Origin of the sequence: Sediminitomix flava (assembly GCF_003149185.1) — a bacterium.
Lineage (GTDB): Bacteria > Bacteroidota > Bacteroidia > Cytophagales > Flammeovirgaceae > Sediminitomix > Sediminitomix flava.
In genome coordinates this window covers 82,878-108,384 of sequence record NZ_QGDO01000006.1, presented here as the reverse complement: position 1 = coordinate 108,384, position 25,507 = coordinate 82,878, and the positions used below count along the sequence as shown (strand labels likewise).

25 protein-coding genes are annotated in these 25,507 nt (G+C 35.3%); 10 read left to right on the top strand and 15 right to left on the bottom strand.

What is annotated here, in order from left to right; translation table 11 throughout:
- Positions 1–214: 214 nt before the first annotated feature.
- Positions 215–1,501 (top strand): porin, encoded by a 1,287-nt coding sequence (locus BC781_RS19485; RefSeq protein WP_245935637.1) that lies wholly within the window; start codon positions 215–217, stop codon positions 1,499–1,501.
- Between the two features lie 82 nt (positions 1,502–1,583).
- On the opposite strand, the gene BC781_RS19480 is transcribed toward BC781_RS19485, so the two are convergent.
- Positions 1,584–2,162, bottom strand: a complete 579-nt coding sequence (locus BC781_RS19480) for a non-canonical purine NTP diphosphatase (protein ID WP_109621009.1) — start codon at positions 2,160–2,162, stop codon at positions 1,584–1,586.
- 182 nt (positions 2,163–2,344) lie between these two features.
- On the opposite strand from BC781_RS19480, the gene BC781_RS19475 reads away from it, so the two are divergent.
- On the top strand, positions 2,345–3,637 hold the full coding sequence (locus tag BC781_RS19475; RefSeq protein WP_109621007.1) for a DUF5689 domain-containing protein: 1,293 nt from the start codon (positions 2,345–2,347) through the stop codon (positions 3,635–3,637).
- A gap of 152 nt (positions 3,638–3,789) precedes the next feature.
- On the opposite strand, the gene BC781_RS19470 is transcribed toward BC781_RS19475, so the two are convergent.
- From BC781_RS19470 to BC781_RS19430, 9 genes are all read right to left on the bottom strand, one after another.
- The gene (locus tag BC781_RS19470; RefSeq protein WP_109621005.1) at positions 3,790–4,914 is read right to left on the bottom strand and encodes a S8 family peptidase; all 1,125 of its coding nucleotides are present in this window, start codon (positions 4,912–4,914) and stop codon (positions 3,790–3,792) included.
- A gap of 480 nt (positions 4,915–5,394) precedes the next feature.
- Complete coding sequence (locus BC781_RS19465; RefSeq protein WP_109621004.1) at positions 5,395–5,712, bottom strand: antibiotic biosynthesis monooxygenase family protein; 318 nt, start codon at positions 5,710–5,712, stop codon at positions 5,395–5,397.
- Positions 5,709–6,044, bottom strand: a complete 336-nt coding sequence (locus BC781_RS19460; protein WP_211323895.1) for a n-acetylglutamate synthase — start codon at positions 6,042–6,044, stop codon at positions 5,709–5,711. The genes BC781_RS19465 and BC781_RS19460 overlap by 4 nt, the downstream gene beginning before the upstream one ends.
- Before the next feature lie 101 nt (positions 6,045–6,145).
- Entirely contained in the window at positions 6,146–7,129 is a 984-nt protein-coding gene (locus tag BC781_RS19455) for a hypothetical protein (RefSeq protein ID WP_146201739.1), read from the bottom strand.
- Positions 7,057–7,566 carry a heavy-metal-associated domain-containing protein gene (locus BC781_RS19450; protein WP_109620999.1) on the bottom strand — a complete coding sequence of 170 codons (510 nt, stop codon included), beginning with the start codon at positions 7,564–7,566 and terminating at the stop codon, positions 7,057–7,059. The genes BC781_RS19455 and BC781_RS19450 overlap by 73 nt, the downstream gene beginning before the upstream one ends.
- A gap of 103 nt (positions 7,567–7,669) precedes the next feature.
- The gene (locus BC781_RS19445; protein ID WP_109620997.1) at positions 7,670–8,005 is read right to left on the bottom strand and encodes a hypothetical protein; all 336 of its coding nucleotides are present in this window, start codon (positions 8,003–8,005) and stop codon (positions 7,670–7,672) included.
- Between the two features lie 66 nt (positions 8,006–8,071).
- Positions 8,072–8,896 carry a hypothetical protein gene (locus tag BC781_RS19440; RefSeq protein WP_146201738.1) on the bottom strand — a complete coding sequence of 275 codons (825 nt, stop codon included), beginning with the start codon at positions 8,894–8,896 and terminating at the stop codon, positions 8,072–8,074.
- Between the two features lie 156 nt (positions 8,897–9,052).
- Positions 9,053–9,643: a porin family protein gene (locus BC781_RS19435; RefSeq protein WP_109620993.1), complete on the bottom strand. Its 591-nt coding sequence runs from the start codon at positions 9,641–9,643 to the stop codon at positions 9,053–9,055.
- A 109-nt stretch (positions 9,644–9,752) separates the two neighbouring features.
- Complete coding sequence (locus BC781_RS19430) at positions 9,753–10,961, bottom strand: threonine/serine exporter family protein (RefSeq protein WP_109620991.1); 1,209 nt, start codon at positions 10,959–10,961, stop codon at positions 9,753–9,755.
- Positions 10,962–11,278: 317 nt separating this feature from the next.
- Here BC781_RS19430 and BC781_RS19425 point away from each other — a divergent pair, with 317 nt between their 5' ends.
- On the top strand, positions 11,279–13,363 hold the full coding sequence (locus BC781_RS19425; RefSeq protein ID WP_245935642.1) for a M3 family metallopeptidase: 2,085 nt from the start codon (positions 11,279–11,281) through the stop codon (positions 13,361–13,363).
- A gap of 92 nt (positions 13,364–13,455) precedes the next feature.
- Here BC781_RS19425 and BC781_RS19420 read toward each other — a convergent pair whose 3' ends face one another.
- Positions 13,456–15,294, bottom strand: coding sequence for a DUF4493 domain-containing protein (locus BC781_RS19420; RefSeq protein ID WP_109620986.1), 1,839 nt, complete (start codon positions 15,292–15,294; stop codon positions 13,456–13,458).
- 231 nt (positions 15,295–15,525) lie between these two features.
- Here BC781_RS19420 and BC781_RS19415 point away from each other — a divergent pair, with 231 nt between their 5' ends.
- The 3 genes from BC781_RS19415 (at position 15,526) to BC781_RS19405 (ending at position 18,383) form a co-directional block, all read left to right on the top strand.
- Positions 15,526–16,395, top strand: coding sequence for an AraC family transcriptional regulator (locus BC781_RS19415; protein ID WP_109620984.1), 870 nt, complete (start codon positions 15,526–15,528; stop codon positions 16,393–16,395).
- Positions 16,396–16,492: 97 nt separating this feature from the next.
- Positions 16,493–17,356: a nuclear transport factor 2 family protein gene (locus BC781_RS19410; protein ID WP_109621438.1), complete on the top strand. Its 864-nt coding sequence runs from the start codon at positions 16,493–16,495 to the stop codon at positions 17,354–17,356.
- Between the two features lie 244 nt (positions 17,357–17,600).
- On the top strand, positions 17,601–18,383 hold the full coding sequence (locus tag BC781_RS19405) for a sulfotransferase family 2 domain-containing protein (RefSeq protein ID WP_109620982.1): 783 nt from the start codon (positions 17,601–17,603) through the stop codon (positions 18,381–18,383).
- A 52-nt stretch (positions 18,384–18,435) separates the two neighbouring features.
- On the opposite strand, the gene BC781_RS19400 is transcribed toward BC781_RS19405, so the two are convergent.
- Together BC781_RS19400 and BC781_RS19395 are read right to left on the bottom strand one after the other, a co-directional pair.
- Entirely contained in the window at positions 18,436–18,972 is a 537-nt protein-coding gene (locus tag BC781_RS19400) for a GNAT family N-acetyltransferase (RefSeq protein ID WP_109620978.1), read from the bottom strand.
- Between the two features lie 84 nt (positions 18,973–19,056).
- Positions 19,057–19,752 carry a CatA-like O-acetyltransferase gene (locus tag BC781_RS19395; RefSeq protein WP_109620976.1) on the bottom strand — a complete coding sequence of 232 codons (696 nt, stop codon included), beginning with the start codon at positions 19,750–19,752 and terminating at the stop codon, positions 19,057–19,059.
- A 186-nt stretch (positions 19,753–19,938) separates the two neighbouring features.
- On the opposite strand from BC781_RS19395, the gene BC781_RS19390 reads away from it, so the two are divergent.
- The 3 genes from BC781_RS19390 to BC781_RS19380 all read left to right on the top strand — a co-directional run bounded on the left by BC781_RS19390 (position 19,939) and on the right by BC781_RS19380 (position 21,613).
- Positions 19,939–20,373, top strand: a complete 435-nt coding sequence (locus tag BC781_RS19390) for a hypothetical protein (RefSeq protein WP_109620974.1) — start codon at positions 19,939–19,941, stop codon at positions 20,371–20,373.
- An 87-nt stretch (positions 20,374–20,460) separates the two neighbouring features.
- Positions 20,461–21,252 carry a HipA family kinase gene (locus BC781_RS19385; protein ID WP_109620973.1) on the top strand — a complete coding sequence of 264 codons (792 nt, stop codon included), beginning with the start codon at positions 20,461–20,463 and terminating at the stop codon, positions 21,250–21,252.
- Positions 21,230–21,613 carry a DUF3037 domain-containing protein gene (locus BC781_RS19380; RefSeq protein WP_109620971.1) on the top strand — a complete coding sequence of 128 codons (384 nt, stop codon included), beginning with the start codon at positions 21,230–21,232 and terminating at the stop codon, positions 21,611–21,613. Before BC781_RS19385 ends, BC781_RS19380 begins: the two co-directional genes overlap by 23 nt.
- Positions 21,614–21,666: 53 nt before the next feature.
- Here the strand turns inward: BC781_RS19380 and BC781_RS19375 are convergent, their stop codons facing one another.
- Positions 21,667–22,380 carry a hypothetical protein gene (locus tag BC781_RS19375; RefSeq protein ID WP_109620968.1) on the bottom strand — a complete coding sequence of 238 codons (714 nt, stop codon included), beginning with the start codon at positions 22,378–22,380 and terminating at the stop codon, positions 21,667–21,669.
- A 242-nt stretch (positions 22,381–22,622) separates the two neighbouring features.
- On the opposite strand from BC781_RS19375, the gene BC781_RS19370 reads away from it, so the two are divergent.
- Positions 22,623–23,999 carry a cytochrome c peroxidase gene (locus BC781_RS19370; protein ID WP_109620966.1) on the top strand — a complete coding sequence of 459 codons (1,377 nt, stop codon included), beginning with the start codon at positions 22,623–22,625 and terminating at the stop codon, positions 23,997–23,999.
- Between the two features lie 87 nt (positions 24,000–24,086).
- Here BC781_RS19370 and BC781_RS19365 read toward each other — a convergent pair whose 3' ends face one another.
- Positions 24,087–25,223: a sensor histidine kinase gene (locus tag BC781_RS19365; protein WP_109620964.1), complete on the bottom strand. Its 1,137-nt coding sequence runs from the start codon at positions 25,221–25,223 to the stop codon at positions 24,087–24,089.
- Positions 25,224–25,507 lie beyond the last annotated feature (284 nt).

The following is a 25,507-nucleotide window of genomic DNA, read 5'->3' as shown; positions in this document are numbered from 1 at the left end:
AAAATGAACACCATTGAATTCTTCTCATATATTTTTGTGAATAACGAAGCTCGTTCACTTTATATTTACATTCGTTCACCGAAAAGTGACTTTAACTTAATTTAAAGAAAACTCAAAATGAACTTAATGTTAATTATAAGCCTTTGAGTTTGACCGTTCAGAGCTATGTACTAGACTTGCAGCGTGTAATAAATAATGCTTGTATATAACTAACATGAAATTTTCAAACTTTGGGTTTATCACAGTCCTTCTATTGGCTGTGATGGGTCTTTCGCGCACGTCTGTTGCTCAAGACAAACTTGTTTCAGTAGAAGATTCTATTAATCAAGAATTACCACAGGTAGAAATGCCTACTCCTCCGAGAAAGTGGTTTGAAACGATCAAAATCTCTGGATATGTACAATCTAGATACAACGGTTTGTTTGAAACAAATCCAGATTTAGCCGTTGAGCAAATGGATAAAAACTGGGGTGCAGATAAAGGTCTTTCATTAAGACGTGTACGTGTAAAAGTGAGTGGATGGATCCATGAAAAAGTTTATATGTACATTCAAGGAGACTTTGCAGGAGAATTCTCTTTAAAAGATGCATATATGGATCTTTACCTAGATGACAACAAAAGTCTTTGGGTAAGAGCAGGTCAATCTAAAGTACCTTTCGGTTACGAAAACATGCAGTCTTCTCAACACCGTCTACCTCTTGACCGTTCTGATGCAATTAACTCTGCATTGAAAAATGAGCGTGATATGATGGCTGTGTTATATTATACTCCAGAGCCTGCTCGTGAGGTATACAAATACCTAAAGGCAAACAATTTGAAACATAGTGGTAACTATGGTGCTTTTGCTTTGGGTGCTTTCAATGGTCAAACTGCAAATAAGAAAGATGAAAATGATAATCTACACACTGTTGTAAGAGCATCTTATCCTTTCCAATTTGCGAATGATCAAATCATGGAACTTTCAGTTCATGCATATACGGGTAAATATGTTACAACTTCAGTAAGTGAAGGTGTAGGTGTTTCTGATGCTAGTGGCGAAAGAATTGCTGACGATGCTAATGGATACAACTTTATTGACCGTCGTGTAGGAGCTACTTTTGTTTGGTATCCTCAACCAATCGGTTTCCAAGCTGAATATAACTATGGTGAAGGTCCTGAGTACGATGGTGCAACTAATACCATCAAAGTACAAGACTTACATGGCGCATATGCTATGGTAATGGGTAAATTTGATATTGGACACCATACATTTTTCCCTTTTACTCGCTATATTTACTATGATGGAGGTAAGAAATTCGAGTTGGATGCTAGAAGCTACGAGGTTAATGACCTTGAGATTGGTATAGAGTGGCAACCACACAAAGCTTTTGAGCTTGTTGCAATGTATGTATTTGCTGACCGTCGTTATGACGATTCTGCTTCATCATTCAATGACGGTGTTTATACACCAAATTATCAAGCTGGTAATATTTTGAGATTACAGGCACAGATTAATTTCTAATTTGTGCATTCTACAGATAGATTAGATTACAATACAAGAGGCACAGTTCATTGAACAGTGCCTCTTTTTGTTTCTTTATACTTTACAGACTTTTAAGTCTCTCTACTAGTTTAGCCACAGCTAATCCTCTATGGCTAATTTTATTTTTTTCTTCTGTACTCATCTGAGCAAAAGTCACATCATAACCTTTTGGCTTAAAGATCGGGTCGTAACCAAAACCTTTATCACCTGTCCTTTCTTCTATAATTTCACCTTCACAAATACCTTCAAACTGCTCATATTTTCCATCAATGACCAATGTAATAACAGTGCGAAAACGTGCATTTCTATTTGTCTGTCCTTGCATTTTTTCTAGCACCAAGGCCATATTATCTTCGCTTTCTCTTTGTGGGCCTGCATATCTGGCAGAGTAAACACCTGGTTCTCCACCTAAAGCTTCTATTTCTAAACCTGTATCATCTGCAAAACAAGAATGGTTGTAGTTTTCCCAAATGTATTCAGCCTTTTGTTTTGAGTTTCCTTCTAAAGTTTCTTGCTCTTCAGGTACATCTTCATCACAGCCAATTTCTTTTAGTATTACTAGCTCAAACTTTTCACCAAGTTGTACAGCTATCTCATGCAGTTTATTCTGATTGTTCGTTGCAAAACAAATTCTCTTCATCGTCTTTATATCTTGTTCGTCCAAAAACAAAGTTACGTTTACTCTTCTTTTTTCCTACCTATCTTGGTATAGAGCTATTTTAAAGCTATCCAATTGCAAAAGAAACTAAATCAGTACAACGAATTTTAGAAAAACTTTGTCTCTCTTACTGAAAATTGAACGGTTTAACCAACAGTAAAGTGATGACAAACACAATTTCAAAGAGACTTATCTATCTACTTCTAGCACTACCCTTATTCATTTATTCATGTAATGACGATGATGATGAGACGATTCCGGTATTGGAATACGATATTAAGTCATTCAAGAATAGAGCACATGGTGTAGTATCAGATTCAAGTTTTGTAACTGGGGTTGTGATTGGAAATGATGCTTCTGGAAACCTAGCGAATAGCCTTTATCTACAAGACTCGACAGGAGGTATTCGTATTTATATTGATGAAGATAAAATATATGAGAATTTTGTACTTGGAGAAGAAATCAAGATTAGTACAAAAGGCTTATACTTCAATAAAGACGCTAAAAATGGTGTTGAAATTGGTGGTTATGATGAAGGTAGTGGCGATAGCTCATATCGAGGAATCACTGAAACCGAAGTCCGCAATCACTTTACAAGAACTGGCGCTAGCAATACGATTGAAGCACATGAAATTTTCCCTACTACAGTATTGAGCGATACTCTTGTAGGTAGCCTTGTCAAGATCAATAGAGCACAATTTGTTGAAGTAGGAATGAGTTACGCCGAAGCTGGTGATGAGCCAACAAAAAGGACTTTGGAAGGACCTACTGGAGGCACAAAATATGTATTCACGAATGCCTCAGCTAATTTTGCTTCTCAAACTTTGCCTAATGGACAAGGTTCAATAACTGCAATTCTTGGAAAAGTAGATGGTGAATATGGCCTTTATATAAATGAGGTAGAAGATGTAGAATTAGACGAGCCTCGTACTGATTACAATATCTTTTATCGAGAAGATTTCGCTGATGTGAAGTTTAAGGATACTGAATTTGAAGGCTGGCAAAACATCATCGAGCATGGAAAGATTTCGTGGATGGGTGAATCTGGTTATGTTTCTGCATCGGCATATTACGGCGGAGTTGACGCCGCTCAGAATGTGACTTGGTTAATTTCGGAAGACCCTATTTCACTATCGGGATATTCGGCACCTAAAGCAGAGTTGATGCTAAGAGAAACAACTCCTTCACTTACTGAGCCTCATACATTATTAGAAATCTACATCTCGGAAACATATAATCCAGATGAATTAGAAATAGATAAAAACGCATGGGGTGAACCAGTTGCGGTTGTTAAGTCTGGGGATCTTAAAGCCCAAGCTTGGACTCCTCTTGAAGATATTGATTTCTCTGCCTATGCGAATAAGAATGTCTATATCGCTTTCAGATATGTGGGATCAAAAATTACTGGAGCGACATCAACATTTAACTTGAATTATATTACGTTCTACGAAGAATAATCAGTAGAACCACTTTAATAAACAAACTAACAAACTTCAATTCCCTGCATACCCTGTATGTTAGGGAATTTTTTTTTAGCATAAAAACAGCTCAACTTCTTTTCTAAAGCTGAGCTGTTTTTATGCCTATGCTGATACCTGATAAGCTCTAATTATTTACACTGTACAATACTTGGGGCTACTGTAGGTGTTCCTCTCTTATTATAATCGTCACTAGTTGGTAGTGTATCTCCAGGAAGTGTGTGTAAGAATAAACCACCTACATATGCTGATGCATAAGATGTACCATAAGCAGTTGAATAACCATTAGTAGAAGTATTACTTAAAGTAGTATAAGGACCTCCTGGAGCCACAAGATCGATACAAATCCCCCAGTTACTATAAGGAGCCAATGTATTACTATAATCTACAGCTCCAACTGTATATACATTATCGCCTTCTGCACTAGCTGGTGAAAAATTACATGCATTTGAATTTGAATTTCCTGCAGGTACAACTACTCTAATCCCTGCAGCTGAAACTGCATTTACAGCGGAATTCAAAGCAGAGTTTTTACCGCCTCCAATTGGTAACACAATAACATCTGCTGTTCCTGTATTGATAATCTGACCAACCGTATAATTAAGGGCATCAATAATTCCTGAGGTAGAACCTGAGCCTGCATCTGTTAAAACTTTTACAGAAACAACTTCAGCTCCTTTAGCTATGCCATAAATTTTCCCAGCTACAATACCAGCTATTGCTGTTCCATGTCCATAAATATCGTAATTAGAGCCGCCAATAAAGTTTGCTTCCAATGCTCTATTCACATTTAGATCTTTATGGTCATTAATTCCTGTAGATAAAATCCATGCCTTATTTTTCATACCAGGCCCAATGTATTCATCTGCGTAAAAATCAGGTAGTTCGCAAGGGAATCCTGAGTTTACACTTGAAACATTTGCAGTATTGATTGTTTGAGAAAAGTCAAATTCCACTTTCTCATCCAATGAAATAGCATCTACTAACTGATGTCCTGCTAAACGATCCGCTTGCTCTTCTGTAAGCTTTACAACAACTGTGTTTAGTAAATCATAATTTGCAGTAATTGCACTTTCGTCTAAGCCAAGAACATTTGATAAACCTGTCAAATCACCTTCAAAATCAGAAGACAGGTTAATGATATAATCTGATAAATTTGTGTTTGTCGTCTGTTTTAATTCCTCTTGTTGACTACAAGAAAAACCAATAATAACTAGCGAGATAACTGTGAGTGTTCTTAAAAAAAATTTCATCATTAAAAATATAGTTTTGGGACTCTACCATCAGTAGAGATTAAGATTAAAAATATACCAGACTCCAAGGTGGTGGTAATGGAATAGGTATCAGCATAATGAGTCTGTATATAGCTTCATTATGAGCAAAAGTGAAAAAGAAAATGTATCACCAGAAATCCCAAAACTAAAAAAATGTATCACAGCATCTTATGAGACATTTTTAGATTAAAACCACACTTCCTACATTCTGTGCACAATGTTTAGTAATCGACTGTAAGTGTATATCTAAATAACATATCGTTTAATGATACACCTCTCAGAAGCAGATATTCAGCAAATAGAGATAAAATATTGTTTAGTATAAAAAATGAACAAGCAATAAAACTCAACCAAATGATTATCTGATAGTTTTAAATAATCAAAAAATATCCAGTCATTAGTTTCGATAAAAGTAGTGTTTTTTTTATAGAAAATAAATGTCCGATGCAACGGATATATATTCTAAAAATCATAGCATTTTTTAGCTTGTTTAAAGACCATCTCAAAGTGTTCCACTACTGGAAATGGCTCATAATAATGATGGAGTATTTTCTTCCATTTCTGATAAACTTCCGATTCTCTAAAGCCAATGGTATGTGCTTCTAGATTCGTCCATTCTACCAGAAGCAGATATTTATTTTCTTGCTCCAAACATCGCTGTAAACTATGACAGATATAGCCGTCAATGGAGGAAATATATTGACTTGCTTCTACAAAATCTTTCTCAAATTGTGTGGTCAATTCGGGTTTGACGTAAAGGAATACGGCCTCTTGTATCATACTTCTTCAATGATTGACTCCCCTTTTGAAAAATCTCCAGATGTCCACTCCCATGTCTCATGTAATCTAATTTTTCCATTCGCTAAAATCTCAGGTCGAGAAATACACTTTCCTGTCATCAGTTCTCCATCGGTATTGACTTGATGATAACGCATATCAATCTGACCATTTTCATCTACTGTTCCTATCAGATGTCCTTCTACTATTTTACCTCCTTTATAAGACGAAGTCAGAATGTTACCTTCTTGTTTATAGTAAAAAAGTGTCTCCTCGGAAGTCTCTCCATTTTCTGTATTTGAGACAGGTCTAAAAGTTTTATTGTGGTAATTCATCAGCTTAAGTAGTTGATTTTACATCATAAAGAAATTCTAAATTAATGAATATCAAATTAAAAATAGCTGATCACTTCTTTTCCTTAAAAATCGATAGTCACCTATTTTCTTTCCTTAAATAAAAATACTTGATAGGCTAAGTTCACAATTGGTGTTTGATGAATAAGAGCTTCATTAATCAAACTAAAACCTACAGAAAGTTCTATTCTGCTCTTCGATCTGATGATTTTCTGAATCCCTAAATGCATTTCGACATAATGTCCTTGTCTCAAAAAAGCGGTTTGTAGTTCTTGTGGTTCTCCATCAAAAAGTACAACAGCATCTTCAAAAGCCTTTCCTAAAAATTCGACATAAGCATTATAGTTTGCTTGTTCGTAATCCTTGTATTTTTTAGGATAGAGAAGGTAACCAAAAGATAGATTATACTTGACAGCCCTTCCGAATTGAAGTTCCACATCACGTTCATAAATGGTATTCGGAAATTGTGTTTCTGTGTATGCTAAAGGTAAAATACCACCTAAAGTCAGAGAGACAGCAAAGCGTTTATTGAGCCACGTTGTGATTAGCCCTAATTCTCCCCCACTTGTATCATCCATCAAGCGCGGTTCTGTTTCATCATGTGCGGCATTTGAAGATGAAATTGCGCCATAAGCTGCCATTCTGAAATGCCTGTTCTGTTCATCTAAAGATAAAAAACTGTATTTCCCGAAAAGATGAATTCCTGCAAAAGCAAAAGGATATTCAGGAGCTAATCCAGAACCCGAATGCGTATGACTAATAAAATCGTCTTCTAGCTTACTCCCATGATGATTGCTTCCTGTAAGCGTCAAATAAATAGATGTCTTTGAGAATGCACCATACATCAGACGTACAGAAGTCATATATCTTTGGGCTGTACCTTCTTCATAATATTCCACCTGTCCTCTAACGCCCCAAACACCTTTGGGCATAGGCGTAGCAGCATCATTGAGAATAAATAGCTCTTGCGCATTAGCACCATTTATTGATATGATTAAAGTAAGGCAGCAAAATAGGTATTTGATGTAGTGTGGCATGGAGTTGTATTTTGGAGTTTTTCTTTCCATTGCTTAAAGACTTTTCGGGATAAAAAATCTTGATGTAACAATTGAATGCTAATTGTACCATTCAAGGTTTGCTGTTCTGTCGAAAGGAGGTAATACTGATAAGAAGCGATTTCGATACAAGGCTCTTCTTGCTGATCAAAAACCACATTTAGATTTAAATATCTGAGGGAAAAACCTGCATCTTGAACGGCTTTAGCTATTTGATCGGGTGCTACTCGTCCAATTCCTTTGAAATAAATAAGCGCGGTAGTTTCGCTCAAATTCATTTCTACCTTATCAATAAAAGGGAGTTGCTTGAGTGCATATTCCACACTCTGACTGCACAGAGAACAGGTCAATCCATTAATACCTATTTCTGAGGACACAATTTGAGGAGGTGAGCTAGCGCTAGCTAAAAAGCGAGTAAATAGTAGGATTATGATTAGGTATTTGGGCATAATTCATGGGCTAGGTTGATGTAACTTTCGTATTGAAGTTTACCAAAATCTAGCCCATGAAGCAATACCTTAAAAGTGGAAAATATTGGAAGATTTCGAGCTTTTATGAGATAAGATATCTAAAAGCCGCGCCCCACTTCTTTCTATTGGGATAAGTGAAATCATGTTCATGATCATAAGCTTCTCTCTCAAAACAAATCATTCGATAAGCTTTATAATGATCTCTGTATTTGAGCAAGTTCCACAGATAATGTGTGAGGTAAAAGATGTAAAATGGAAGAATCCAAAGCTCTTTCTGTTGCTTAATATGAATATGTTCATGATTGAGCAAAACCAGATCTGATTTACTATACTGATCTCGCAGAATGACCCACGGATATAGGGTTATTCCTTGAACTTTGATCAAACGACAGAATTTTTCATGAACAATTACTCGCATACTTATTCCTAACTTTTCTGACTACACTCTGTTGGCAAGTTAGTAGATATTTTCTGCAAAAAATGTTTAAGGCAAATATTCCCTTGCATCCAATATACACTCTTCGCCATAAAGAATCAGACTTCCAGAGTCCATATACTGCTCAACAAATTGTGTCAGATTTCTCACCCCTTCATTTAACCAAAACATCACGCAGTTTTCATTGGTACAATGTGCTCCATTTTCTTCATCCCAATGGTCAGAAGCGAGAGGAATACCATTATTTACATAACCAAAAGCGTGACCAAGTTCATGAACTAAAGTCGATTGTTCTAAAAAAGCTACGAGAGCATTATTATCACCAGAAGACCCAGCACTCACCACATCTTTAAAAATAAAACAGATTGGCGTTCCTGTAACATTTAGCCCAATTGTAGAGGGCTGTTCCACTCCGTCATTATTCACAAAAATTCCGTTTACAAATGCTACAAAGAAATAGGTCTGAATAGCTGAAGAACGATTTCTTCTGAAATCATCTGTAAACTGCAAGATGTCTTCTACTGTCCACCTTGTTTTATTCTGAGTTGGAACTTGAGTCATTTGACTTAAAGAGGTTGGTACATTTACAAATACAGGTAAGGGTCTATCTGAAAATACCTCTTCAATATTTGCTTGTGTAATTCCCCAAATCGGTATTCCACCTCCAAATGTATCTTCTGTCAAAGGTGCTGCATCTGGTTCATAAACAACCTCTAATTCTACACTCGTACTGGTGGAAAAGTACGTACGTGAGTTTTCAAAATCAGAGGCAATATTTATGTCTCCATCACTACTATCTGAACAAGCAGATAATAACGATAAACTCAAAAAACTGAAAATAGTGAATGCCAAGTTTCTAATCTTACCCATCATAATTGCGTCTCATTGGTCTACCGATAAAAACTTGGATTGCTATACGCAATATTCCTTAGTGTACTTTTTAGGATATAATTCTAGAATTTAAAACAAAAAAATCCCACTCATACTAAATGTATGGATGGGATTATCAATATTAGAATTCTTCTAAGATTAGAAATAATATTTTAAACCGATTACTGGATTATCTAATAGAAAACCAAAAGTGAATTCATTTACACTCAGCTTAGTATCGTCTTCTTTTTCTACCAATGTTGAATAATTGAGACTTAAGAGCGTTGCTTCTAAACTTAGCTGCGGAGATAGAAAATATAGTATACCTACATTAGAACCCAACTGGAATGGTAATTTTATATCCTCATCTTCTAAATTTATTTCTTTACCGAAATAAGGCTCCACATAACTAGTAAATCGTTCAGAAATCTTTTGATGGGTTCTCAGAAAACCAAAAATAGCAAGATTCTTTGATTCAAAGGATTGATCTCGACCTTCTTCAATATTGCTCTTTTCATACGCTAAAGAAAGACCAACTGCAGTCTTATCACTTACCATAAGTCCTACTGTTGGGCTGATACGAATGGCATTAGACTTCTCTTCATAGATTGTTTCTCCACTTTGAGAAAAATCTAATGAACTAGTTGAAATCAACAAACTTCCTCCCAGAATAAATTGTCCTTTTTCTTGAGCATTAGAATACGATATTGATGCAATCAATACTGTGAAAAGTAATACTAGCTTTTTCATAAAAAATAGTTTCTATATAATTTATCTTATCTAAAAAATTTCTCACCTCATCGTGAGACTACGCCACAAAAGTAGTAAGACTATAAATTAAATAAAACCTATTTTTATATTAGCCCTTCGTTTGTTTAAATACACCCGAGAATATTAATCCTCCAATTACTCCCATCAAAATATAAGCTACTTGCAAACCGATCTGACTCGCATTATCTACTGTTTCATTGATTTGAAAAGCACTACTCAAACCAAGAAAAGCTTTACTTCCTGGCACGAGCATTAGAATACCTAAAGTAGAAAATATAATTTCTGGAGATGCTGTAATTTTCTTGATTAGTTTACTTATCAAAATCACAGATACAGATGCAATAAATGTACTGACCATTGGACCTAGTTCATCCAAAGAAAGCATCAACCCGTAGCTGATAAAACCAATGATAACACAACCTACAATATCTTTCTTTCGAATATTGAAAATAGGAACTAAGCTCAATAAAAATAAGGGTATTGCTATCCAGCCTAACCAAGATGGCGGAACAGTACCAGCCGTCATTGGTGGCAGATCAAAAATATATTTCCAGATTGAAAGCCCTAGCATTACACCAAAAAACTGCTTGAATAAAGAAACTAAAGCATCAAACAATTTTGCGGTACCCGAAACTAAACTCTTAGAGGTGATTTCCTCTAAAGCACGCGTAATTGCCATACCAGGTACAAAAACGATGATAGAGGCAATAACTGTCAGTAATAGATTTACTTGCGGAAAGAAAAAGTATATACAACCCGTTAAAATTGTAGCAATAAATGCGGCTAAAGATTCGAGTGCCGAATTGAGATAAGACGAACGCTGTGCCATGATTGCAAAAGCACCTATCACAAAACCAATGATAAAAGAAGTGATAATCGTGATATAATTCGCTTCCATCAAAATTGAAAATGCAGAAGCAGTCACGCCATAAGCAAAAGCTTGTACCATTTTACGATGTAGCATTGGCTTCTGCTCCAAGTCTTTCAAAGCCTGTCTCGCTTCAGAAACTTTCAATTCTCCTGAAAGAAATTGATTGGTAATATCCACCGTTTCCCCCAAAGCACTTAAGTTATATTCGCCGGGCTGAACGTTACGGATATAATTATAGGTGTGCTGATCTTCAGAATCATAAAATACATAATTTACCCATGTGGGTAAATCCATAAAATCACCTTGAATATTCTGAGTCGCAGAAACTTCTTTCAAGTACTCTTGAATTCGATAAGAAGGAACGCCATACTTGTGCAAGGCACGTCCGAGTTGGACAATAAATCTATATTCTTCAGGAATGTTCACCGTTCGTTAGCTCTAACCAAAGATTTGTATATCTAGCAATTTACACATTTTAGTTATTTGAAGAATGCGTATTGTCGCTGAAAACACACATTCACAATTTACAGTTATTTAGAATTTTGCATTTATTAAGGATATAATATTCTAATTCCTTGTAATTTCATGTTTACCAAGAGGAAGACGCATTTCACGCTGACGCTCTTTGAAAATAGTTTGTAAAAAAAAGTGTTTTCATACCTCTGGTATAACGTTTATTTTTTTACTTAAAGAAAGGTATCATAGTGAAAAAAATCTTAATGAGTTTAGCTGCAGGTAGTCTCATGATGGCTTGCAGTACACCGAAAAATGATAACATGCTAGATCAAGAAAATCCATTCTTTTCAGCATACGAAACACCTTTTGAAGTTCCTCCATTTGAGCAAATTCAAAATGGTCATTACTTACCGGCTTTCAAACAGGGGATGGAAGCACATAAGGCTGAAATACAAAAGATCATTGATAATAAAGATGCGGCTACTTTCGCTAATACGATTGAAGCGCTTGAATTTTCTGGAAAATTGTTAGACAGAGTGTCTACTGTTTTCTACAACATGATGTCAGCGAACACCAATGACGAGCTTCAATCAATTGCGAAAGAAGTTTCGCCATTACTTTCAGCTCATTCAGATGACATCAACCTAAACCCAGCTCTTTTTGCAAGAGTAAAAGCGGTTTATGAGCAAAAAGATAAACTAGAGCTTTCTGAAGAGCAAAAAGTTCTTCTTGAGAAAACATACAAAGGTTTTGTAAGAGGTGGAGCAAACCTTGCAGAAGATAAGCAAGCTTCTTTCCGTGAAATCAACAAAGAGCTTTCTATGCTTTCGTTGAAGTTTGGTGAGAATGTATTGGCTGAAACAAATGCTTACCAACTTATCATTGAAGATGAAAAAGACTTGGCGGGTCTTCCTGAAGCGGTAAAAGGTGGAGCGGCAAGCGCAGCAAAAGCAGCAGGTCATGAAGGTAAGTGGTTGTTTACGCTTCAGAAACCAAGTATGATTCCTTTTTTACAATATGCTGAAAACAGAAAATTGAGAGAGGAAATCTATACGGCTTATATCAAAAGAGGTGATAACGGAAATGAGAACGACAACAAAGCCATCATTTCTAAAATTGCTTCTCTTCGTCTGAAGAAAGCAAACCTATTGGGCTATGACTCTCATGCAGATTTCATTTTGGCTGAAAACATGGCTAAAGAGCCTCAGAAAGTAACTGATTTCTTGACAGAAATCTGGGACGCTGCTCTTCCAATGGCTAAGCGTGAAGCTTCTGAATTACAAAAAATCATTGATAAAGAAGGTGGTAACTTCAAACTTGCTGGCTGGGACTGGTGGTTTTATGCTGAGAAATTGAAGAAGCAAAAATTCAACCTAGACGAAAACGAATTACGTCCTTATTTCCAATTGGAAAACGTATTGGACGGAGCATTCCTTTTGGCTGAAAAACTTTATGGTCTTTCATTTACTGAAAGAACTGATATTCCTAAATATCACCCAGAGGCTTCCGTTTATGAAGTAAAAGAAGCTGATGGTACGCACGTAGGATTATTGTATGCAGATTTCCACCCTCGTGCTTCTAAGCGTGTTGGTGCTTGGATGACGAGCTACCGTAAGCAATCAGAAGGTGTTACTCCTGTAATCTCTATGGTTTGTAACTTCTCTGAGCCTGTAGGTGATAAGCCTGCACTTTTGAGCATGGACGAAGTTGAAACGCTATTCCACGAGTTCGGTCATGCACTTCACGGATTGCTTTCTAACTGTAAGTACAACAGTCTTTCGGGTACTTCTGTAGCGAGAGACTTTGTAGAGCTTCCATCTCAAGTTATGGAAAACTGGACAGGTGAGCCAGAAATGCTTGCTTTATATGCAAAACACTACGAGACTGGCGAAGTAATCCCTACTGAACTAGTCGAGAAAGTAAGAAAAGCAGGAAACTTCAACCAAGGATTTGCAACTGTAGAATACTTAGCGGCTTCATTCTTGGATATGCAATGGCACACAATCACTTCTGAAGAAGAAGTAGACGCAGCTGCATTTGAAGACAAAGCTATGAACGCATTAGGTATGATTCCTGAAATCACAGTTCGTTACCGTTCAACTTACTTCAACCACATTTTCTACGGAGGATATTCTTCGGGTTACTATGCCTACATCTGGGCTGAAGTATTGGATGCTGATGCTTTTGAAGCCTTCAAAGAAAATGGATTATTTGATAAAGAGACAGCAGCTAAATTCCGTTCAAATATCCTTGAAAGAGGTGGAACAGAAGAAGCAATGACACTTTACAAGAAATTCAGAGGTAAAGAGCCTAGCATTGAGCCTTTATTGAAGAAAAGAGGTCTACTTGTAAATGATAAAGCAGCTAGATAATCTTCTTTTCTAAACCAATTCAATACAAAAATCCACAGTGTTCAAATAAGAATACTGTGGATTTTTTATTTCAATATAATTCAAACAAAGAATTATAATTCTCCGCTTTCATTTAACTTTAGCACCCAAGCCTGATTATCCCCTGTATCTGGTACTCTAGTATAGCCTACGGTTACTATTTCTCCACCCTTACTTTTAATAACATCATTAGCTGCATCCAAGCTTGTGTTTCCATAAGTAATATCCCAAAGAAGGTTTCCTTCAGTGTCAACTTTTATAACCCATGCATCAGTGCTACCAGCTCCTTTACTATATGTTCTCCCTACAAGTAATAGACTTCCATCAACATCCTCTGTTACTGAGTTTCCATAATCAGAACCTCCTCCACCAATACTTGTCTCCCATAAAACATTATTAGATGAATCAAGTTTTAATAACCAAAAATCAATATTATTATTGGACCATTTATTTCCTACCCAATAAATATAGCCTTCACTAGAAACAATCAGACTAGCTTTATGAGTCATCCCCCCTGGATTGCTAAAAAAAACTGTATCATTAAAAACTTTTTCCCAAATCAATACACCATCAGAATTCAACTTTGAGATAACTAGATTATTCTTATTAGTGTAACCCGAAATAAATAAATCATATTCAGTATTTTCTGAAATTGACTGAGCTCCTGTGAATCCTCCTAAAATAGATGAAGTATATTCCCATATTAGATTCCCTTCACTGTCTATCTTCATAACCCACAAATCATACTCGTTATGTTCGACCTCTTTACTGCCAACTATAAAGTAATTGTCATCTTTACTTTTCTCAATAGAGAATGCAATATCATTATAGTCTCCTCCAAATGTTTTTTCCCAAACTATATTTCCATCATGATCTAGTTTAGCAAAAAGAATATCATCCTCTCCGTTACCAAGCGTACTCGTTACTCCAACAATTAATATATTTCCTAAATCATCTTCTGCTATACCTCTAATTTCATCACCTGATAGTTGTTCTTGCTCCCAAAGTAATTCACCTTTTTCATCAAGTTTAAAAAGCCATGCATCCCCTTGTTTGTACCCTGCTAAAATATAACCTCCATTTATACTTTCAATCAGACTAAATACCTCTTCATCTTTATCTATATCTCCAAAATAGTTACTCCAAGTCAAGATCTCAGTCTCTTCACCAAGTATAATTTCATCCTCAATAACATTCTCATCACCTATGCTTACTCCTACTGAGGCTTGCCCGTCTAAAGATGCATTGATCGTTATAGAATAGAAGTCATTGGCCTTTACTCCTTCATAGCTTTTTTCATAAGTTTCCAATACATCATTTTCAGTATAATATATCGTCATATCTAGATAAATTGAATCATTATCACTTAATCCAAAATATCCAGCTTGATTCTCACCTTGAGTATATATCAAAGTATCAATACCATGATTAATAGTCGCATAAATATCGGGGTAACGAGTAATAGCATCTTCAGTAAAACTTACTCTTACTTTAGCATTAGATAATAAACACTCTACACTTACTGCCGTTTCATTACTTGCTGTTACCTCAAATTCAGTCTCTCCGTAATAAACTGGATTTTCAAAAGAGGCACTTTGTTCAGTTCCTGAATAAGCAGACAAAATGTAACCTCCTTGTCTCAACGTAATACTAGAAGGCATATCTACATATCGAGGATAAAATGCAGTAGTATCTTCTGAGCCAACCAGGTTAATAAGTATAGAAAAATCATCAGTAGAAACCTCTGACGATAATCTACTTTGAGTAATTTTATTTTCATTACCCATCTTCAGATTAAGAGTTATATCTCCACTCAAATATTGATCGATTACTTCTTCATTTTGACATGAAACATTAGTTATCAAGAATGCAATGCATACAATAGTTAGCCATTTGTAAAATGTTTGTTTCATAATTAATTGGGTGTATTTAGTATAAAAAGGGTTGATTAAAAAATAATAGAATTTTGTATTAACAAAGTACAAACATATCTGATTATCAAGTTTAAAACAATTGAATATTAGAGTATTTACTTTTATCTCACAACTTATCAAACACTCTTCATTCTAATAACATTAAACACTCAGAAAGTCAACTTTCCATATAGACTCTTAAATCATATTTTTACCACAAAATCAGAAAAGATGCACGAAGAAATTTCTAAAGTCCAGTTCAACAACCAGAAGCAACCTATCGGGATTGAGATTATCCGAATATCTGATCTATTTCAAAAAAATACACCTCTAGAAACGCCTCATCGTGCTCAATTTTTTCAGATACTCTGGATTGAAAAAGGTGAAACGATTCATCAAGTCGACTTTATTGACCATAAGCTGAATGAAAACGATCTTCTTTTCATCCCATTCAATGCAATCAATAAATTTGGGGCGAATGGAGGACATTCTTACGATGGTAAAATTATACTATTCACAGATGATTTCTTTTGTGCCACACAAACGCACAGCAATTATTTAAACCGCTCTTTACTTTGGAATTCTTTATATGAAAGACTTCCATTATTTATAGGTACAGAAGTTTCTCTTAAAAATGTCATAAAGAGCATTTCGACTGAATTGGCTCTACCATTTGATGAAATCGATGAGAGTATCCTTAGAAATGACTTACACAATTTCATGCTACATGCAGAGCGTGTTTTTCAAAAAACAGGAATAAAAATCATAGAAAATAGTCCTCAGAAAGAAGTTCTACTATCCTTTCATCAGCTCCTTCAAGAAAATTTCTGGAAAGAAAAGTCTGTTCAATTCTATGCGTCTCAACTCAATCAAACTGAAAAGCAACTGCACAAAATCACAACAAACCTCATCGATAAAACACCAAAACAGTTGATTGATGAATGTATCGTTCTTCATGCTAAAAGAATGCTTGTTCACGATCAGAAAAATGTAAAAGAAATCAGTTACGAACTAGGTTTTGAAGACCCTTCTTATTTCACAAAGTACTTTAAAAAGCATACTCAACAATCCCCTATTCACTTCAAAACACAATTGAAGTAATCAGATGGGAGAAAAGTACCATTCAAGAAGAAAAAAGAACCTTTAAGTGCTAGGTCAGATTTCGGAGCTTTGTATTGTCATTAAAACAGAAAGAAAAATGAAAACGATACAGCTAATTCTCCTAAGTGCTATTGCTTTATTTAGTGCTTGTACAAATACAGAAAACAAAACTTCAACATCTGAACCTAAAGCCAAAATGACTACTCCAAAAAAAGAACAAGTTACAGCTCTTCTTAAAAGCATTGAAACTGGAGACTCTGCTCCTGTCACATTTATCAACCCGAATAAATACATTCAACATAACCTTGCCGTTGCTGATGGCTTAGCAGGTTTTGGAGCTGTTCTTCAACAATTACCCGAAGGTTCAGCTAAAGTTGACATCCAAAGAGTTTTCGAAGATGGTGATTACGTAGTCACACATACAAAATATAATTTCTTTGGCCCTAAAGCTGGCTTTGATATTTTCCGTTTTGAAGATGGAAAAATTGTCGAGCACTGGGATAATCTCCAAGACATTGTAGACGAAACTGCTTCTGGAAGAACGCAATTTGATGGCCCTACAGAAATTCAAGATTTAGATAAAACTAAAGCGAACAAACAACTTATTGAAGGCTTTGTAAAAGATATTCTGATGGGTGGAAATCCAGACAAAATCACAGAGTACATCTCAACTACTCAATACCACCAACATAACCCACATGTGAAAGATGGACTTAAAGGACTTGGTGAAGCACTTTCTGCGATGGCTGAAGCGAGAACACCAATGACTTACGAGAAAAATCACTTCATTCTTGGTGAAGGAAATTTCGTTTTATCTGCATCTGAAGGGATTTTCATGAAGAAGTATGTCGCTTTCTATGATCTATTCAGAATTGAAGGTGGGAAAATTGTGGAACATTGGGATACAATAGAGGAAATCCCAGCTAAAAGCAATTGGAAAAACCAGAATGGAAAATTCTAATTTTTCTGTTCAGAAAAAGATATAAAGCCACAGTACAATTCGTTCTGTGGCTTTATGTCTTTAATTATTATTACTTTTGTACCAATCTATATAAAAGCACAATTACTTTTAGCCCGAATGATGATTTTCAAAAGGTATTTTTTGGTCTTAAGTTCTTCGAATAAACTATAGATCTCAGTTTTTTTCCTTTTCTCTTTTCTTGCATTCACTCTGAGTAATATTTAAATATTTAAAACTGATCACTATGTTAGTATTCGTACATATCGAAAAAACTGCTGGTACTTCATTGAAGTTTATATTTAGAAATACCTTTGGTAAAGGACAGGTTGATACCCTAAAAAATAAAAAAGCCATTTTCAGCCAAGATGATCTCAACTTTGCAAAAAAAATATTCGGAAATGTTGAATGCTTGGCGGGTCACAACTTAGTAGAACCCACAAAAAACCTTAATGATAAAGACCTTCACATATTTACATTCTTAAGAGATCCTCTTACTAGAACCGCTTCTCATTACCAGGATCAATGTCTTCGAAATGGTCTTAAAATGGACTTTGAGACATGGATTCAAAATAAAGATATGCGTAACCTACAAGTTAAGCGAATTGCAGGTAACGATGATTTAGAAAAAGCTAAACGGCTTTTAAATGAACAATATTTCTTTATTGGGTTAACTGAACGTTTTGATGAGTCTTTGAAACTTTTTAAGATTACTAGCCCAGAAAAGCTTAATCTTAAGTTTAAAAAGATGAATATTGCTCAAGATAACTCTATCAAGAAAGAGATCTTAAATAATCCGACTAAACTAAAACTATTAACAGAGGCTAATGAGCTAGACATTCAGTTGTACGAATATGTAAAAAATGAGCTCTACCCAAAAAGAATAAAAGAACACCAAGAAGAACTCAAAAACACCTCATTACCAACTACCTACTACAAGAGTCATTATACTTGGAACTATCAATTAAATGTCTTTTTCAATAAATTCATTTACAGGCAAATACTGAAAATAAGAGCAAAGTTACAGTAGTTTTGAGTACTCAAAATCCACAATTTTCATCATAGAAAACTGTGGATTTTTTCTATCCCAAGAAATATGGCTCATAACATTCTGTTTTAAATTGTTCTTTAAACCTGTCTACATCCTGTTTAGAAAGGATTTGAGGGGATGACATAAGAAGCATATCAACATATTCCCCACCTTTTCTTAGAGGCAATTGCTTGTAAGGATATTGATTGAGCTTGAAATCTATTCGTTCATAGAAATTTATTCGTCTTTTACTGACCTCATCTTTTGGAAGGTCTACCTCTAAAATGATCACATCTTCAGACTCCGAAATAAACTGCTTCACAATCTGCTTACCATAACCTTTCCCTCTATGAACTGAAAGCGTAGCTAAATGCTCTATATACCGAAAGCTTTCAAACTCCCACCAAAGTAAAAATCCGACAAAATCATCTTCATCAAAGATGACATCAAAGTGATATTTCGGATTCTTAATAATCTCTTTTTGTAAACCTAATTCTCTTTTTTCATCAATAGGAAAGGCATCTTCATAAAGTTGCCAAGCTTTTTGAAAATGATCATGTTCTGTTGTAAATAAACGTAGTCTTTTCATATCACTTTTTTAGAACTATATATACAACAAATCCACAGTACGAGTTACGTAATGTGGATTCCAATTTTCTAAATAAAGCTTAGGCTACGATTTGATACTTTGTTCGAAATCGGCAATAAATGCTGACAACACAAACGGATCTAGGTTTGCATGATCGAAAGATACTAAGAGTGGGATTTGTGTTTTCCCTTCTTGAACATATCGTTTTCCAAAATAGAAATAAGGTCTACCAGAATTGATAGCCGACATGTGTAAAGTAAAACCTGTAAATTGAAGATTAGGTAAATTACCCACAAAATGTGCTATCTGCCAGACTTTTTCATCAATTGGACTAAAATCTTGGCCTTCTTTTTTCAGATAAATTTGCTCTCTATAAGCCTTAAAAAAGTCCTCACAACTTAAGTACAGAGGATTTTCTAATACAATGTCAGAGAACCTTTTATCTCCACCCACTGCAATAGGAGCAAAAACAGGTAGATTTTCAAATATATACCATTTATCCTCAATCTTTCTGTATCTAAAATATGGATGTGCTTTCTGTGTCTGTACAAGATGCCACATCAAATAAGCAGTGAAAGAAGCCTCCTTATGACCTGCATATTTTTGTTTGTAAACTTTTAATGCCTCAGTGACATCTAACTGTAAAGTCATCTGCAAGTAAGGTTCTCTTACAATTTGAGGTTCATGAAAAAAATTCAGAGACCATTTTTCATAAGAGCTTATATCATTTTCTGTTAATGCTTTTCCTTCGTATTTCTCTAAAATTTCTGAAGTTGTCATTGCGCTAATTTTAATGCCTCGCAAAGAAACGGGTTTTAGATTTTTTCACAAGACCTATTCAACTTAATTAATATTCTGGTCACATTGGTAAAAACCACTAACTATCGTTAAATCAATTTAAAAGACTAGGGAAATACAGTTTAAAGAATTAAAATTTAATACTAAATCAAAAAAAACGAATCACATATGAAATACTTATTGTCCTCTATTTTAATTCTACTCACATTCGCATTTTTTTCATGTAATGAAGAAGAGCTACTCGATGAACTTGTTCAGCAAGGAAAATTAGATGCAGAACATAAAGATGATATTAAAAGCATACGTTTGCAGAATTCAACAAGTATCCCAGATCATGCCCCCCTTTTCATTCTCATTCACAAGGAGCAAGCTTATTATTCAGATAATAATGATAATATCACATCATTTATAGATCCTAACATGATCGAAAGTATTTATGTATATAAAGAGAAACGTGAAACTGAGAAACTGAGTGCTATTCATAAGAATGCCGTAAATGGAACTGTTATCATTAATATGACAGAACTAAAAAAAGAAGTCAAAAAATCTCTCATACTTATCGAGCTAGATATCACGCCATTTCTACCTTCTCAATCACGCTAAAAAAGCACATTTATACTTTAATAACTTAATTGTGTTTTAAATATTAAACAGCACAAACAATCGCACACGATTTAGTGTATAAGAGGTATGAAAAAACTAGAAATACGTACAGTCGATGTGGTTCGATATGTAAAACCACTGAGAGAAGGAGGCTCTTTACCTGCAATTGTGGAGGCTGATGACGAATTTCCTTATGTCATCAAATTTCGCGGGGCTGGGCAAGGCAAGAAAGCTTTGATCGCCGAATTTATTGGAGGGGAATTGGCTAGAGCTATGGGACTTAAAGTTCCTGAAATCGTATTTATGACTTTGAATGACTCATTCAGCAAAACAGAGCCTGATGAAGAAATTCAAGATCTACTAGATTTTAGTGTTGGACTTAACGTTGGCTTACACTTTTTATCGGGTGCTATCACTTACGACCCACTTTTGCCTATTGCAGATCCAATGACTGCATCTAAAGTGGTATTGCTTGATAGCTTGATTACCAATATTGACCGTACACACAGAAATACAAACTTATTGAACTGGAAAAAAGAACTGTGGCTTATAGACCATGGCGCGAGTCTTTATTTCCATCATATGTGGGACAATTGGGAAGAACATTCTGGACGACTTTTCCCTGCAATCAAAGATCATGTATTATTAGCTGAAGCATCTAAGTTGGATGAAGCTGCAAAAGAAATTGTACAATCTATTGATAAATCTGTGATTAAAGAGATAGTTTCGCATATTCCAGCTGATTTACTTACCGAAGAAGGAAGTGATATCACTGCTGAAGAAAAGAGAACTGTCTATACCGAATTTTTGAGTAGACGATTTGCGAATATTGAATTACTAACGAAAGAAGCTAAGGATGCAAGAAAAGCAAGTGTATGAGTATGCCGTAATTCGCTACGTCCCTAGAGTAGAGCGAGAAGAATTTATCAATGTTGGAGTTATCCTTTATTGTAAGAATAAAAAATATCTAGGCTTAAAATATCAGATAGATGAAAAGCGCTTAGCTGCCTTTCCAGAGCATTGTACTTCCGAACAACTGCTGAATTATCTCAATTCTTGGGATTTGGTATGCCAAGGAAGTGTAAAAGGAGGACATATCGCCCAACTTGATATGGGAGGACGATTCCGTTGGCTGACTGCTACCCGAAGTACGATTATACAAAGTTCTAAGGTTCATCCGGGTATGTGTAACGAACCTGCTGAAATCTTAGAAGATTTGTTCACAAAATATATTGTATAAAAAGAATCCACAGTACTCCATGTACTGTGGTTTTTATTTTAATAGGAATTCAATTATTCACAGCTAATTGTACTAAAATCAGTTATTTCAACCGCTTCTTTTTCTGTATATGCTTCTTCTTGGAAAAGCATAAATTTATCAATGCCATGCCAAGATGAACGCGCTGCAATTTCCATCAAATAGGTACCGGGTTCATCAAACACTACATAAATATCCCGCCCGTCATTATCTGATGTTTTCGCTTGCCACTTAAAGTCTAAATCATTTCCGCTTCTATATATTTTAAACCATCCATCTTTTGATGAGCCATTCGGGTTCGGTGATTTACCAGTACCTTTAGGATATACTCTTTGCCCATTCTTCTTTCCATAAAAATCACTAGCATCAGCAAATCGTAGCCAAGTATCGTTATGTTCGGTCCCATTATCCCCTTTAGTTACCGCCGAATTCCAAATAAAACGGTAAGTGCCAACATTGTTTATATTCAGTTTAAAAGTTGCTAAACCATTCCCTGGATTCCCAAGAAAATCATCTCCTTGCCAAACCATATAACCGCTACCTGTAGTTTGATCTGACTTAACCAGTTTCCAATCTTCTCCCTCAAAAATAGCGTCTTCAAATTCTGCTAAAATCAATGAATCTTGTTCTTGAAATAAATATTGTGAAAGATCACTACATGCTTTTTGAGGATCATCATCGGACGAACAAGCACTCAAGATAGCCAGTATTAGAAATAAAAAGGTTTTAAAAATCTTAATACGGTTCATTATTTTGGTTTAATAGTTTCCCTTCTTTTTATCAAATATAAAGCCAAGACTAGAACTCACATAAACCACATTCACGACATAAAATATCGCAAAAAAGTCTGAAATAATGACCCCGATCATTTCTATTTACAGTTCTATAAGAACACTACAAATCAATTACCTAATAAAGTATAACATCATGTACACAACAAAAACAATTCTTTAGTTTCGCAACTTATTTTGCGACAACAACATTCACAATAATGAAAGCGAAACAAGCAATCTTCATAATTGGACTCTCGACAATGTTGAGTATTCCCTTTATTCAAGCTCAATTTCATTCAAAAAATACTGAAGAATTACAACCTTCTCACGAGCTAAATCAAACTGTAAAAAAAATTATAACAGACAATGGCTGTATGAGCTGCCATGCTGAAAAAGTTGAACTTCCATTTTATGCTGAATTCCCTGTAGTTGGAGATTTGGTAAAAAAAGATGTGAATCAGGCTTTAAAACATGCGAACCTAAGTCCCGTTATAAGTGCCTTAGAAAATGATAATGCCGTTTCTGAAGTTTATCTAGCAAAGTTGGAAAAAATGTTGGAGGACAATACAATGCCTCCTGCACAATACCAACTAATGCACTGGACTAACTTTATTAGTTCTGATGAAAAAAGAAGTATGCAAGAATGGATTTCACAAAGCAGAGCTGCTTATTATGCTACAGGAACAGCTTCCAAAGAATTTGCGAACGAACCTATTCAACCAATCTTAGACAGCATGGAAGTTGATCATGGGAAGGTTGCCTTAGGAAAAGCACTTTACCATGATACAAGACTTTCGGGAGACAATACGGTTTCTTGTGCCTCTTGTCATGACCTTGGTACAGGTGGTGTAGATAAAAAGAAATATTCGATTGGTATCCGTCAACAAGAAGGCGGTATCAACGCTCCAACGGTTTACAATGCAGCGTTCAATAGCCATCAGTTCTGGGATGGTAGAGCAGATGACTTACAAGCACAAGCTGGAGGCCCTCCTATGAACCCAGTTGAAATGGATGGTCAGTCTTGGGAAAAGATCATTCAAAAGCTAGAAGCAGATCGATCATTCACGAAAGAGTTTTCAAAAGTATATCCTGAGGGCTATTCTGAGGAAACAATTACAGAAGCTATCGCTGAATTTGAGAAAACACTTATTACTCCAAATAGCCGATTTGATCAGTATTTGAAAGGTGATAAAGATGCGCTATCTGCTGATGAAATTAGAGGTTATGAACTTTTCAAAGATAATAACTGTGCTACATGTCACGTAGGTCAAGCTATGGGTGGTCAATCTTTTGAATTTATGGGCTTAAAAGAAGATTACTTTGCTGATAGAGGCAATGAAACTGAAGCTGACCACGGTCGTATTGGCGTAACCAAAAAGGAAACTGACCAACATCGTTTTAAAACTCCTACACTTCGAAATGTAGCTCAAACTGCTCCATATTATCACGATGGTAGCGTTGAAACACTAAAAGAAGCGACTGAAAAGATGTTGAAGTATCAAGTAGGAAAAGAATTACCTGATGAAGATGTAGATAAGATTGTACTATTCTTACACACACTTACTGGTCAATATAATGGCGAGTATGTAAAATAGGTATAAATATCCTTCTTATTAAGATATAAAATAGAACCCTCAGCAATTCGTCTTGCAGAGGGTTCTTTTATGGATTCTTATTTTCAGTTAGCTACAATTTACAGATAGCGTAAAATAGAATGTTGCACCTTTATTTTTTTCAGACTCTACCCATATTTTTCCATGATGGTTTTCAACTATTTTACGACAATGTGTGAGTCCAATTCCTGTTCCTTCAAATTGACTCTGATCATGAAGTCGCTTAAATAAATTGAATACAACACCATGATGTTTCGGGTCAATTCCAATACCATTATCTTTTATCGCAAATTGCCAACACTCTCCTTTTTTAGTTGCAGAAATCCTTACTTCAGGATTTTCAGAATATCGACTAAACTTCTTGGCATTAGAAATCAAGTTCTGAAATAATAGTCGGATATCAGTAGGATTTCCATAAATGGTGGGCAGGTTTTCTGAGACTACTTTAATTGAGCTAAGCTCTGCCTCTAAACCCAAGTCTTTTAGTACTTCAGTGACTAATATGTTTGTATCTATTTTTTCTCGTTCTTTATTTCCTCCCAATCGACAATACTCTAATAAACCTTGAACTAATCCACTCATTCGATCTGTAGTCTGCTTAATATAGTCCAAGTAAGTTTCTCCCGATATACCGAGTTTATCGGCATATTCCTTATGCAGAATATTGGTCAATCCCATCAATGTATTTAGAGGCTCTTTCAAATCATGACTCGCGATAAAAGCAAACTGTTCCATCTCCCTATACTTTGATTCTAAAAGCTTTGTATACTTCCGTTGTGTTTCCTCAGCTCTTTTAGAATCTGTAATATCAATATGACAGCCGATCATACGTAAAGGATGGCCATTTTCATCCCAAGAAACGACTTGCCCCTTACACATTACCCAAACAATCCCTCCATTTTTATGGTAATAACGAACCTCAACCTCAAAGGGGACCATTCCTTGAAGGGATATATGCTTCTCAAAAGTTTCTATCACCCTCACTTTATCTTCAGGTACAAGCTTTGATTGTAAGGCTTCTAGGTTATGTTCAAGTTCATCTTCATGATAACCTAACATTTTCTTCAATGTTGGGCTATAATAGACATACTCTTCTTGAACAAGCCAGTCCCAATAACCTGCTAGGCTTCCCTCAATGATGTTTTCAAATAACCATTCCTTTCTTTCTGCTTCAGCTGTTATAGTTTGGTTTTCTTTAGCGATCATAGGGTTAGTATTTATTGGTCAACTCATATTTTTAGTTCATGTACTTTATTTCAATTACATATTAATAATTAAGTACTTAGAGTAAAATCAAGTCTGAAGTTGATCTAGATATTTAACCTTATTCTCCAATTATTATTAAAATTTATCCAACGTACCTTTATTGCGAGAATTAAAGGAATTTCCAATGGTAAATAGTTGTGTGAAAATCTTAGGTAAAAGAGGCTAAAACTCATAAAAACAAAAATCCCAACCGAAGCTGGGATTTCCTAAAACTATATACTTGC